The organism is Buttiauxella sp. S19-1, assembly GCF_022134725.1.
Taxonomy (GTDB): Bacteria; Pseudomonadota; Gammaproteobacteria; order Enterobacterales; family Enterobacteriaceae; genus Buttiauxella; species Buttiauxella ferragutiae.
Map to the genome: position 1 here is coordinate 26,750 of NZ_JAHWLU010000039.1, position 12,163 is coordinate 38,912.

General features: G+C 54.8%; 14 protein-coding genes. 11 read left to right on the top strand and 3 right to left on the bottom strand.

The window, feature by feature from the left end; genetic code table 11:
- The first annotated feature begins 153 nt into the window (after nucleotides 1-153).
- From MES37_RS11015 to cobT, 11 genes are all read left to right on the top strand, one after another.
- Nucleotides 154-951 (top strand): cobalt-precorrin-6A reductase, encoded by a 798-nt coding sequence (locus tag MES37_RS11015; RefSeq protein ID WP_237931433.1) that lies wholly within the window; start codon nucleotides 154-156, stop codon nucleotides 949-951.
- Nucleotides 948-1,745 (top strand): sirohydrochlorin cobaltochelatase, encoded by a 798-nt coding sequence (cbiK, locus tag MES37_RS11020; RefSeq protein WP_237931415.1) that lies wholly within the window; start codon nucleotides 948-950, stop codon nucleotides 1,743-1,745. The genes MES37_RS11015 and cbiK overlap by 4 nt, the downstream gene beginning before the upstream one ends.
- Nucleotides 1,742-2,458: a cobalt-factor II C(20)-methyltransferase gene (locus MES37_RS11025; protein WP_237931417.1), complete on the top strand. Its 717-nt coding sequence runs from the start codon at nucleotides 1,742-1,744 to the stop codon at nucleotides 2,456-2,458. Before cbiK ends, MES37_RS11025 begins: the two co-directional genes overlap by 4 nt.
- 38 nt (nucleotides 2,459-2,496) lie before the next feature.
- A complete protein-coding gene (gene cbiM, locus MES37_RS11030; protein WP_064545323.1) occupies nucleotides 2,497-3,228 on the top strand; it encodes a cobalt ECF transporter S component CbiM in 732 nt (243 codons plus the stop codon).
- A gap of 1 nt (nucleotide 3,229) precedes the next feature.
- Complete coding sequence (locus MES37_RS11035) at nucleotides 3,230-3,511, top strand: energy-coupling factor ABC transporter substrate-binding protein (protein ID WP_064545326.1); 282 nt, start codon at nucleotides 3,230-3,232, stop codon at nucleotides 3,509-3,511.
- Nucleotides 3,498-4,175 carry an energy-coupling factor ABC transporter transmembrane protein gene (locus MES37_RS11040; protein WP_064545328.1) on the top strand — a complete coding sequence of 226 codons (678 nt, stop codon included), beginning with the start codon at nucleotides 3,498-3,500 and terminating at the stop codon, nucleotides 4,173-4,175. The genes MES37_RS11035 and MES37_RS11040 overlap by 14 nt, the downstream gene beginning before the upstream one ends.
- A gap of 11 nt (nucleotides 4,176-4,186) precedes the next feature.
- The gene (locus tag MES37_RS11045) at nucleotides 4,187-4,996 is read left to right on the top strand and encodes an ATP-binding cassette domain-containing protein (RefSeq protein WP_237931419.1); all 810 of its coding nucleotides are present in this window, start codon (nucleotides 4,187-4,189) and stop codon (nucleotides 4,994-4,996) included.
- On the top strand, nucleotides 4,993-6,528 hold the full coding sequence (locus MES37_RS11050) for a cobyric acid synthase (RefSeq protein ID WP_237931421.1): 1,536 nt from the start codon (nucleotides 4,993-4,995) through the stop codon (nucleotides 6,526-6,528). Before MES37_RS11045 ends, MES37_RS11050 begins: the two co-directional genes overlap by 4 nt.
- Complete coding sequence (gene cobU / locus MES37_RS11055) at nucleotides 6,525-7,067, top strand: bifunctional adenosylcobinamide kinase/adenosylcobinamide-phosphate guanylyltransferase (RefSeq protein ID WP_237931423.1); 543 nt, start codon at nucleotides 6,525-6,527, stop codon at nucleotides 7,065-7,067. Before MES37_RS11050 ends, cobU begins: the two co-directional genes overlap by 4 nt.
- A complete protein-coding gene (gene cobS, locus MES37_RS11060) occupies nucleotides 7,067-7,810 on the top strand; it encodes an adenosylcobinamide-GDP ribazoletransferase (RefSeq protein ID WP_064545358.1) in 744 nt (247 codons plus the stop codon). The genes cobU and cobS overlap by 1 nt, the downstream gene beginning before the upstream one ends.
- 263 nt (nucleotides 7,811-8,073) lie before the next feature.
- Nucleotides 8,074-9,126, top strand: a complete 1,053-nt coding sequence (cobT, locus tag MES37_RS11065; RefSeq protein ID WP_064545336.1) for a nicotinate-nucleotide--dimethylbenzimidazole phosphoribosyltransferase — start codon at nucleotides 8,074-8,076, stop codon at nucleotides 9,124-9,126.
- 9 nt (nucleotides 9,127-9,135) lie between these two features.
- On the opposite strand, the gene MES37_RS11070 is transcribed toward cobT, so the two are convergent.
- The 3 genes from MES37_RS11070 to MES37_RS11080 form a co-directional block, all read right to left on the bottom strand.
- Complete coding sequence (locus MES37_RS11070) at nucleotides 9,136-10,425, bottom strand: Fic family protein (protein WP_237931425.1); 1,290 nt, start codon at nucleotides 10,423-10,425, stop codon at nucleotides 9,136-9,138.
- 115 nt (nucleotides 10,426-10,540) lie between these two features.
- Nucleotides 10,541-11,515, bottom strand: a complete 975-nt coding sequence (acuI, locus tag MES37_RS11075; protein ID WP_237931427.1) for an acrylyl-CoA reductase (NADPH) — start codon at nucleotides 11,513-11,515, stop codon at nucleotides 10,541-10,543.
- Nucleotides 11,516-11,593: 78 nt separating this feature from the next.
- On the bottom strand, nucleotides 11,594-12,163 hold a 570-nt coding region (locus MES37_RS11080), incomplete at its 5' end, for a hypothetical protein (RefSeq protein WP_237931429.1).

Here is a 12,163-nt window from a genome sequence, read left to right on the forward strand (position 1 = left end):
CCTCTCGCTCCGGTAGGTCGGATAAGCGCAGCGTCATCCGACATCATGCACCGAACACTCGATTCTGTAGGTCGGATAAGCGCAGCGTCATCAGACATCATGCACCGAACACTCGATTCCGTAGGTCGGATAAGCGAAGCGTCATCCGACATGATGGCCCCAGGCGCATCCCCGGTGCTGGTATTTGGCGGCACCAGTGATGCGCGGTTCATCTGCCAAATCCTCGATGAACAACGCATTGCCTACACCTTGTCGGTGGCGACGGCGGTTGGCGAATCACTGGCGGGCGACATCGGCGGGCAAATCCGCGTCGGGCGTATCGACCGCGATGAAATTACTGACTGGCTGCAGCGCCACGCGGTGCGTTGGGTGATTGACGCCTCGCATCCGTATGCTGAACTGCTCAGTCGCAACATTACCGCGGCCTGCGAAACGGTGGGGGTAACGCTCAGCCGTTACCAACGCCGCAGCGAACTCAATGACCTGGAACACCCGTTGCTGCACAAAGTCGCCAGCCTGCCAGCCGCCTGTGCCGTGGCGCAGGAATATGGCCCGCGCGTGCTGCTGACCACCGGCAGTAAAGAACTGGCGGCCTGGCAGCAAGGAATGCCGGGCAAAACGCTACTGGCGCGGGTGTTACCGACCAGCGAAGTGATTGCCGAATGTGAAGCTCTGGGGTTGGGTGTCGACAACATTATTGCGTTGCGCGGCCCGTTCAGCGCCGAGTTCAACGCCGCCATTTACGCCTTCTGCTCACCGGATGTGGTGATCACTAAAGAATCCGGTGCCGAAGGCGGCTATCTCGACAAAGTGAATCCGGCGCTGGAGCGCGGCATTCCCTGTGTGGTGGTGGTTCGTCCACAGCCGTTAGTCACTGGACCCGAATTACTGCAAAGCCGTGAAGATGTGAGCCGCCGTGTGACACGCTGGCTGCAAGAGAGGAAAGCATGAAAAAAGCCCTGTTGGTGATCAGTTTCGGCACCAGTTACCACGAAACCTGTAGCAAAAATATTGTTGCCTGCGAAGAACAACTGGGGCGCACTTTTGCTGACCGCGACCGGTTCCGCGCCTTTACCTCCGGCATGATTATCCGCAAGTTAAAAAAGCGCGATAACCTGGAAATCGACTCCCCCGCGCAAGCGTTAAAGCGCCTTGCCGAACTGGGTTATCAGGATATTGCGGTGCAATCGCTGCATGTGATTAACGGCGATGAATACGAAAAAATCGCCCGTGAAGTGCAGGCATACAGCCACTTATTCCAGCGCGTGGCCTTAGGTACGGCGCTGCTGAGTGATTTCAACGACTACGAGTTGTTGCTTGATGCCTTGCAAAGCCAGATGCCAAAACTTGCCGCCGACGAACGGGTGGTATTTATGGGCCACGGAGCCAGTCACCATGCGTTTTCTGCCTACGCCTGTCTTGACCATTTAATGGCAGCGCGCCAAATCCCCGCCCGCGTTGGCGCGGTAGAAAGCTACCCGGAAATCGACCTGATCGTACGTGGCTTGCAGCAAGAAAAGGTGCGCAAAGTCCACCTGATGCCGCTGATGTTAGTGGCGGGTGACCATGCGATTAACGACATGGCATCCGACGAGGAAGACTCCTGGAAAACACAGTTGCAGGAAGCGGGAATCGAAGCGCAAGCGTGGCTGCAAGGTTTGGGGGAAAACCCGCAAATCCGTGCGATGTTCGTTAACCATTTGCAGCGTGCGCTGGAAAAATCACTTGTTGAGGTCGCGGCATGAGCGGGCGTTTATATGCTCTTGGCACCGGCCCTGGCGCCAGCGATCTGATAACCGTTCGCGCCGCCCGTATCATCGGCAAGCTTGATGTGCTGTACGCGCCCGCGGGGCGCAAAGGCGGTGACAGCCTGGCGCTATCGATTGTGCGCGAATACTTAAGTGACAGCACCGAGCTGCGCACTTGTCACTTCCCAATGAGTGCCGATAACGACGAAAAAGCGGTGGTGTGGGATGAAACTGCCGCCGCCCTTAAACATGAAGTGGAGCAGGGTAAACAGGTGGGGTTTATCACCCTCGGTGATTCGATGTTATTCAGCACCTGGGTGTTTTTGCTGGCGCGAATCGGTAACCCGGAATGGCTGGAAATTGTGCCAGGTGTAACTTCATTTGCCGCCATTGCTTCCTGCGCACAACTGCCGCTGGCAATGGAGGCGCAATCGTTGGCGGTGATGTCGTGCACCGCTTCCCATCAAGAATTAAGCCAGGCATTACGCGCCCACGACTGCGTGGTGTTGATGAAAGTGTACGGGCGTTTTGCACAAATCAAAGCGTTGTTGCAACACCTCGGCATCATCCAACACGCGGTGTTAATGGCGGAGGCGACGTTACCGAACGAGCAGTGTTTCCGTAACCTGGAAGCGGTGCCGGACGACCAGCAATTACCGTATTTTTCGACCATTTTGGTTAACAAGCAGTGGTCGATGTCGGTCGGATAAGCGAAGCGTCACCCGACATTAACGGCTAAAGGAAAATCATGGAATCGTTACTTAAAAAACTCTCGCTAAGCGGCTTAGGCATGGGAATGCTGTTGCTCATTGTGCCGCAAGAAGCGTTCGCCATGCACATTATGGAAGGCTTTTTGCCGCCAATGTGGGCGCTGGCGTGGTGGATTTTGTTCCTGCCCTGTTTGTATGTTGGCCTGGTGCGTTTACGCCAAATCGTCGCCCACGACAGCAACCAGAAAGTGCTGTTGGCACTGTGCGGTGCGTTTATTTTTGTGCTCTCGGCGCTAAAAATCCCGTCGGTCACCGGAAGCTGCTCACACCCGACGGGCGTGGGCCTGGCGGTCATTCTGTTTGGCCCAGGTGTGGTGGCGGTTTTAGGTGCCATCGTGCTGCTTTTCCAGGCGTTATTACTGGCGCACGGCGGCCTGACCACGCTTGGTGCCAACGGAATGTCGATGGCGGTGATTGGGCCGCTAGTCGGTTACCTGGTGTGGAAACTGGCCTGCAAAGCCGGTTTTCGTCGTGACGTGGGCGTGTTCCTGTGCGCGATGGTCGCCGACTTAACCACCTATTTTGTCACCTCGATACAGCTCGGCGTGGCGTTCCCGGACCCACACTTCGGCATCACCGGCTCTAGCCTGAAATTTATGGGCATCTTCTGCCTGACGCAAATCCCGATTGCGATTGCTGAAGGTCTGCTAACGGTGATGATTTACGACCAACTCATCAAGCGACAAATGCTTCCAGCCAGGAGCCAATAACATGAAAAAAACGCTGATTTTGCTCGCCCTGGTGGTGGGATTAATGGTGGTGCCGTTCTTTATTCCCCACGGTGGCGAATACGGGGGATCTGATGACCAGGCTGAAGGCCAGATTCAGGTCATCGCTCCAGACTATAAACCGTGGTTCCAGCCGCTTTATGAACCGGCGAGTAGCGAAATCGAAAGCCTGTTGTTCACCTTGCAAGGCTCTCTCGGCACGGCGGTGATTTTCTACATTCTGGGGTTCTATCGGGGCCGACGCGGCGACCATGCTGGGGATTGATAAACTCAGCTACCAGAGCCGTTGGTGCCGAGTTTCGCCGCTGCGCAAATTCGCGTTGTATCTGCTGATGATGATGCTGGCGTTTGCGTTACCGCCCGTCGGGCAGGCGCTTTGGTTGTTGATGCTTGCGGCTCTTACCTGTTGGTTGTTGCGCGTCGGGCCAATGCGCTATTTGCGCTGGCTGGCGGTGCCGCTGGGTTTTTTACTCATCGGCGTAGTGACTATCGTTTTCAGCGCATCGCATAACGCACAATCACTGTTATTGAGTGTGCCGCTCGGTTCGTTTTATATCGGCATTGATGCGCAAGGTTTACTGGTGGCGAACCAGACGTTCTGGCGCAGCCTGGCGGCACTGGCTGCCACTTACTGGCTGGTGCTCAATCTGCCGTTTCCGCAGCTCATCATCTTACTGCAACGCTTACGAGTGCCACGGTTGCTGACCGAGCAAATCCTGCTCACCTGGCGTTTTATTTTCATCCTGTTGGACGAAGCACAGGCCATTCACCGTGCTCAGTCGTTACGTTTCGGTTATCGTACCTTGCCTGGCAGTTACCGCTCGCTTGCTATGTTAATCAGCATGTTATTTACCCGCGTGCTGCTGCGTTACCAGCAAATGTCCACCACGCTGGATGTCAAACTTTACCAGGGTGATTTCCACCTGTGAGAACCGCTCCAATGCTTAGCACGCAAAATTTATCTTTTTGCTATCAGGACGATACCGTACTACACGGTTTAAACTTCGATTTTGGCGCGTCCCCGGTGACGGGGATCGTCGGCAAAAATGGCTGCGGTAAATCCACCTTGTTTATGAACCTCAACGGCGTGTTACGGCCGCAACAGGGCGCGGTGTTGTGGCAGGGCAAAGCGATAAATTACACTAAAGCCGGGCTGATTGAGCACCGCCAGCGCGTCGCCACCGTGTTTCAGGACCCGGAGCAGCAAATTTTCTACACCGACATCGACAGCGATATTGCCTTTAGTTTGCGTAACCTTGGCGTCGATGAAGCTGAAATTGCCCGCCGTGTCGAGCGCGCCATTGAACTAGTGGATGCGCAATCTTTCCGCCACAAACCGATTCAGTATCTCAGCCACGGGCAAAAGAAACGTGTGGCAATTGCCGGGGCGCTGGTGATGGAAGCCGACTATTTACTGCTCGATGAACCGACCGCCGGGCTTGACCCATCGGGCCGTCAGCAGATGATTGAAATCATCGCCCGTATTACCGAGCAAGGTAAGCATGTGGTGATCTCAAGCCACGATATTGATTTGATTTATGAAGTCTGTGACCGCGTGTATGTGATGAACGGCGGCAAAATTGTCGCGGCAGGTGAGCCAGGCGCGGTCTTTAGCCAGGCCGACATGCTGCGTGAAGCCGGGCTGGTGCAGCCGTGGCTGGTCAAATTGCACAGCCAACTTGGGTTCCCGCTGTGCAAAACCGAAACTCAATTATTCGACGCCTTGCGCGTTGCAAAGGAAGCAGGATGAGCCTTTCAATCATGGTGCAGGGCACCGCCTCAGACGTGGGCAAAAGCATGCTGGTGGCGGGGCTGTGCCGGATTTTCGCCCAGGACGGCCAGCGTACCGCGCCGTTTAAATCGCAAAATATGGCTCTCAATTCCGGCATTACGCCAGACGGCAAAGAGATGGGCAGGGCGCAGATTTTCCAGGCCGAAGCGGCAGGCATCGCCCCCGACGTGCGCATGAATCCGGTGCTGCTCAAACCCACCAGCGACTGTAAAGCGCAGGTGGTGTTGATGGGTAAAGTCGCCACCAATATGGATGCGGTGACTTATCACAATTACAAACCGCAACTGAAAGCGCAAATCCGCGAGGTCTACCAAAGCCTTGCCGCAGAGCACGACGTGATGGTGCTGGAAGGCGCAGGTAGCCCGGCAGAAATCAATTTACGTGACCGTGACATCGTTAATATGGGGATGGCAGAACTGGCGGAATGCCCGGTGATTTTGGTTGCTGATATTGACCGTGGCGGCGTGTTTGCCGCCATTTACGGCACCATTGCGCTGTTGCTGGAACATGAAAAATGGCGCGTCAAAGGCGTGATCATTAATAAATTCCGTGGCGACGTGGCGCTGCTGTATTCCGGTATCGAACAGATTGAAGCATTAACCGGCGTGCCTGTTCTTGGCGTGATGCCGTGGCTGAACGTTGATCTGGAAGATGAAGACAGCGTGGTGCTGGAAAGCGGGAAATATGATTCCGTGACCGAGAAAGATTTAGATATTGCAGTGCTGCAACTGCCGTATATGTCGAACTTCACCGACTTTAACGCGCTGGCGGCGCAACCCGACGTGCGCCTGCGTTATGTCAGCAAACCAAACGAACTGCAAAACAGCGACCTGGTGATTATACCGGGCAGTAAAAATACGCTGGGTGATTTGCGCTGGCTGCGTGAAAACGGCCTTGAGCAGGCGCTGCTGGCGCATCACGGTAAAAATGGCGCGGTGCTGGGCGTTTGCGGCGGTTATCAGATGCTCGGGCAGCATATTTACGATGAAGTGGAATCCGGTCTGGGTGAAATGCCAGGTATCGGCCTACTGGATGTCGTTACGCGTTTTGCCAGTGTCAAAACCACCACCCGCGTGGCGGGCCATGTTCAGGCAGATCTTCCGGGCGTATTTGCTGCCAGTTCCGGTACTTTGCTCCAGGGTTATGAAATCCATATGGGTGAAACGCAGCGTGGTGAAAATACTGCGCCATTTGCTACCTTCACCGAATGCAATACTCAGCCTTATCATCACGTTGACGGTGCAATCAGTGACGACGGGCGAGTGCTGGGCACTTATCTGCATGGTCTGTTTGATAGCGGCGAATTTACCCGTAGCCTGCTCGACAGTCTGCGCCAGCGCAAAGGGCTGACCGCCTGGCAAGGCGAAGTGTTCGACTTTCAAAAGCATAAGGATCAGCAGTTTAATATCCTTGCCGACGCGATGCGTGAACACATTGATATTGAAAGAATCTACCAAATCATGCGTGAGCATCAGGAGCAAGCAGTATGAAACTCGTCACCGGCGGTGCACGCAGCGGCAAAAGCCGCCACGCCGAGCAACTGGCGGCAAACTTTGAGCGCGTGTTGTATATCGCCACCTCGAAAATTTTCGATAGTGAAATGGCAGCGCGCATTCAGCACCATCGCGATAGTCGCCCGGCGCACTGGCGCACGGTTGAGCAATATCGCGACCTAAACACGGTGATTAATCAGCATAATTCAGCGCAAGAAGCGGTGCTGCTGGAATGCATTACCACGCTGATTACCAACGTGATGTACGACGCGGCGGGTGATAAGCCGGAAGACGACTGGGATTTTGAGTCGATGGAGCAGGTGGTGAATCAGCAGGTCGATATTTTGCTGGCGGCCATTGCGGCAACTCCGGCAGAGGTGATTTTAGTCACTAACGAAGTGGGAATGGGCATTGTGCCGGAAAACCGTCTGGCGCGGCATTTCCGCGATATTGCCGGGCGCGTCAACCAGCGCCTGGCGCAGCGTGCCGACGAAGTCTGGCTGGTGGTTTCAGGGATAGGAGTAAAAATTAAATGATTTTCCGTTTGTTCTTCGCCACCTTGCAGTTTATGAGCCGCATTCCGGTGCGCGCCCGCTGGGCGGATGGTATCGAAACGCATCAGTATGTGCGCGGCATTGTGACATTCCCGTTTGTCGGACTGGTACTGGGCGCATTAGCGGGGGTGGTGTTCACGCTGCTGCAACCGTGGGCGGGTTTACCTTTAGCGGCAATGGGTTATGTGCTGGCGCTCGCGCTGCTGACCGGCGGTTTCCATCTTGATGGCCTGGCGGATACCTGCGACGGGATTTTCTCGGCGCGAACGCGTGACCGGATGTTAGAGATCATGCGCGATAGCCGCCTTGGCACCCACGGCGGGCTGGCGCTGATTTTTGTGATTGTGACAAAAGTGCTGGTGGTGAGCGAACTGGCGCTGCGTGGCGGCAACATGCTGGCGCTGCTCGCCGCGGCTTCTGTCGCCGGGCGCAGCGCCAGTGTGCTGCTGATGCATAACCACAAGTATGCGCGTGAGAAAGGGCTGGGGAATCTGTTTATCGGCAAAGTGACCGGCACGCAAACGCTGCTGACGTTGCTGGGTGGCGCGGTGTTATGCACACTTTTGCTGCCGTCTTCCGGCCTGCTGGCGTTGGTTATCACGCTGCTTGCGATATATGGCCTCGGCTGGATGTTGAAGCGCACGCTCGGCGGGCAAACCGGCGACACGCTGGGTGCCGCTATTGAGTTAGGCGAGCTTGTTTTTTTGTTGGCACTGTTGCGCTAGTTGTCGGATGACGCTGCGCTTATCCGACCTACGAAAACCGATTTGTCGGATGACGCTGCGCTTATCCGATCTACGAAAACCGATTTGTCGGATGACGCTGCGCTTATCCGACCTACGAAAACCGATTTGTCGGATGACGCTGCGCTTATCCGACCTACGAAAACCGATTTGTCGGATGACACTGCGCTTATCTGACCTACGAAAACCGTAGCGTCATCCACCATTTTTTGTCCCGATGTTGATAACGTTGTATAGAGAAAAAAATGCAAACACTGAACTCCCTTTTGGCCACCATTTCCCCGCTTGATAGCGAGGCCATGGCGCGCGCGCAACAACACATTGATGGCCTGTTAAAGCCTTTCGGGAGCCTTGGGCGCCTGGAAGCATTAGCGGTGCAACTGGCGGGAATGCCAGGCATGAAAAATGGCCTGAACACCAAACGCAAAGCGATCCTCGTGATGTGTGCCGACCATGGTGTGTATGCTGAAGGTGTGGCGATTTCCCCGCAAATTGTCACCGCGATTCAGGCGTTGAACATGACGCGCAAAAATACCGGCGTATGCGTACTGGGCGCGACCGTCGGTGCGGAGATTCATGTAGTTGATGTCGGTATCGACAGCGACGCACTGCCTGGCGTGCTGGATATGAAAGTCGCGCGTGGCAGCGGCAACATCGCGCAAGGCCCGGCAATGAGCCGCCAACAGGCCGAAGATTTACTACTGGCTACCATGCAACTCACCATGGCAAAAGCCGCTGAAGGCGTCACGCTGTTTGGCGTCGGCGAACTGGGCATGGCGAACACCACGCCTGCGGCGGCGATGGTCAGCGTATTAACGGATTGTTCACCAGACGACGTTGTGGGGATGGGGGCGAACTTCCCGTCTGACAAAATGCACCACAAAATTGCCGTCGTGCGCCAGGCGATTAAAGTGAATCAGCCTGATGCCGCAGACGGTATCGACGTGCTGGCAAAAGTGGGCGGCTTTGATTTGGTCGGCATGACGGGCGTAATGCTTGGCGCGGCGGCAGCGGGTTTGCCGGTAGTTCTTGATGGCTTCTTGTCTTATGCCTCAGCGTTGGCGGCCTGCCAGATTGCGCCAGGTGTGCGTGAATACTTAATTCCTTCGCATCTGTCTGCTGAAAAAGGTGCAGTGATCGCAATGAATAAGTTAGGGCTGGAGCCATATTTGCAGATGGGCATGCGTTTAGGCGAAGGCAGCGGTGCGGCACTGGCGATGCATCTGGTTGATGCCGCGTGCGCAATGCACAATGAGATGGGTTCGCTGGCGGACAGTAATATTGTGCTGCCTGGGTGATTTCCCCCGTCACCCACTTGCCACGATATACGCCGTCTGTTGGTCATTAACCTGCACCTGTCGTGCTAATCCTTCATGTACCAGAACGCGCAACGCGGTGCGGGCGGTACCATCCGAAACGCCCAATAGCTGGCTGACCTCCGCGGCGGTGTACAGCCTCTGAGGTTCAGACAACATAATATTCAGTAATGCTATCTGGCGCGGTCGCAGTCTGGAAAGTGCGCCAGAGGCTGCCAGTTGGCTATCAACCGCCGCGCGGCGACGGATAATTTCATGGATAAAATCGAGATATTTCGTCGTCACCCGTTTGATGGTACTTGCCTGGTGCTCCAGAAAGTAAGTGATGTCCATACCATCATGCTCGGTGTACTGGTAGCTATGGGCATATTTAACCGGCGCGGCATGCAGAAGCTGGCTTATCGAGACAAAGCGGAAGGCTTCGTAGCCATTTTTTAGCATAAACCAGTAAAATAGCGCGCGGCTGGTGCGGCCATTTCCATCCCTGAAAGGATGCTCGTGCGCGAGCATAAAATGCAGAATGCACGCCCGAATGAGTGGGTGAATGTATTGCCCGTCGGTATGGTTGGCGAAATCGCAAACCTCTTGCAGGCGTTGGGGAATAGTGGCCGCGGTGGGTGGTTGATGGGCGATATTGCCATCGTAATCCGCAATCACAATGTCATCGGTGTCCCGAAACGTGCCGGGTTGGTATTTCGCGTCGTTGATGCCGCTCATCCCAACAGCATGGAAATGCCGGATAAGCTCGATGGTGAGCGGTTCAGCCAGATGTTCGGGGATTTTAGCCATTAGACGGGCATTCCCGGCAATCATTTGCTCATCTTCGGTACGCGGCTGACGCCCGGTTTCCAGCATATTACGCGCAACCAGTGTCGTGGTATTGGCCCCTTCAAGCTGGCTACTGGTTATCGATTCATCGAGCTGTAATGGCGATAACTCGGCACCCCCCGCAGGCAGTTGTTGGAGATATTCTCTTAAGGCCGTTTGTGTGGTGTGTTTGTCCGCCAGTTCACACACTTCTGAGATAAGTGGCGTGATATTGAACCCTGCTTGTTCCCCGGCTTCATTACGGTAATTGACGGGTTGTAAGGCAGCGCTACGGGCGTTGCGCGTCAGCGTCCAGGCTAGCTCCAGATCCTCACCGCGTTTGACCCGATGGCGAAATTCATCGAAGGGCAAATAACGGCCTTTATTGTCCAGAATACGGCTGTATTGCTGGTGGGTTTCTAATTGCGCACCAGTGAATGCGGAAAATGGAATTAAGCCTGGAGGGTGCTTCATCAATCTATCTCAATTTTTAATATTATTGAGATAGATTAGTCGTGGAGGGGGATAACTACAACAAACTATCTCAATTTTTATAAATATTGAGATAGTTTGCGAAAGAGGCGAGAGCTTACTTCACCTTAACTAACGTGCGGCCCTGAATCTCATTGTTCATAAAGCTCTCAGCCACAGCAGGCGCTTGCTCCAGGCTGATTTCCGTCGTCGCCATCTCATAGAAACTCTCCGGCAGCAACTTCGCCAGGCGCTCCCACGCAGCAATTCGGCGCTCAATTGGTGCGCTCACTGAATCCACACCTTGCAGGCGCACGTTACGCAGAATAAATGGCATCACCGTAGTTGGCAGCGCGAACCCGCCCGCCAGGCCACAGGCAGCGACACAACCAGAGTAGTTCATCTGCGCCAGCAATTTAGAGAGCACATTCCCGCCCACGGTATCGACCGCACCAGCCCACACTTGTTTTTCCAGCGGGCGAGTTTCTGCAAATTCGCTGCGCGGCAGAATGCGGCTGGCGCCCAACTGGCGCAAATAATCATGGGTCGATTCACGGCCAGAAACTGCCACAACCTGATAACCCAGCGCGTGGAGCAGGGCGATGGCAGTGCTGCCCACGCCACCACTGGCACCGGTTACTACCACTTCACCGCTTTGCGGTGTAATGCCGGCTTCTTCCAGCGCCATGACGCACAACATGGCGGTGAAGCCTGCGGTGCCGACGATCATCGCTTTGCGTGCGGTTAAGCCTGCAGGCAACGGAACCAGCCATTCAGATTTCACACGAGCTTGCTCGGCAAGGCCGCCCCAATGGTTTTCGCCCACTCCCCAGCCAGTCAACACCACTTCTTGCCCTGCGCTAAACGCGCTGTCGCTGCTGCTCGCTACGCGGCCTGCGAAATCAATGCCTGGCACCATCGGGAAGTTGCGGATGATTTTGCCTTTACCGGTGATTGCCAGCGCGTCTTTATAGTTCAGGCTTGACCAATCGACGTCGACCAGCACATTTCCCAACTCCTCAGCTGGAACGGCAATTTGCTTCACTTCGGCTTGCGTCTGGCCGTCAACTTGTTCAAGAACCACAGCTTTCATAATCAATCCTCTTATTTTGTTTCTCATGCCCCACACGGTATACCCGAAGCCGTTGAGAATAAAGAAGCCCGGTACTTTTTAGCGCCACTGTCCGGCGGAAGTATCCAGATTCGCTTGATCGGGATAGGACTTGCCCAAAGCGGCATCACGCAATGATTCCGGTACATCCCAGATCATCACTTTTTCAACGCCGTCGTTATTTTTTAAATAGACCCACAATTTGTCGCCTTTCCAGCTAAAGGCGCTTGCAGCAACGGTGTAACCTGTATCAGGAACCAGTTGTGCAATAATCGTCCCGCTTTTCATCTCAAGAACAGTGGTATCCAGGGCCAATAATCTTCCGTGAGCCGTGCGCGCTACGTGGGACACGGGTTTGTCGAATTTCAGATAAGGTAATCCGCTATCCAGATTGATGATAAAAATGGGGTTAGCCAGGTAAGCTGAACCTTCTGACGGCGCGAGTCCCCATCTGGATTCCAGGCTACCAAAGAACATCCCATCAACGTTTGTTTTGACACTCTGGACGACTTGCCCTGTTTCAGCCGATAGACCATACCCGCCCCAGTCTTGCCGCCAAACCAGGTTGTCGTTAAATTTAATGGAGGTGAGGTTTCGCGATTTAGATGAATTCACCAGCCTTATCGCGGC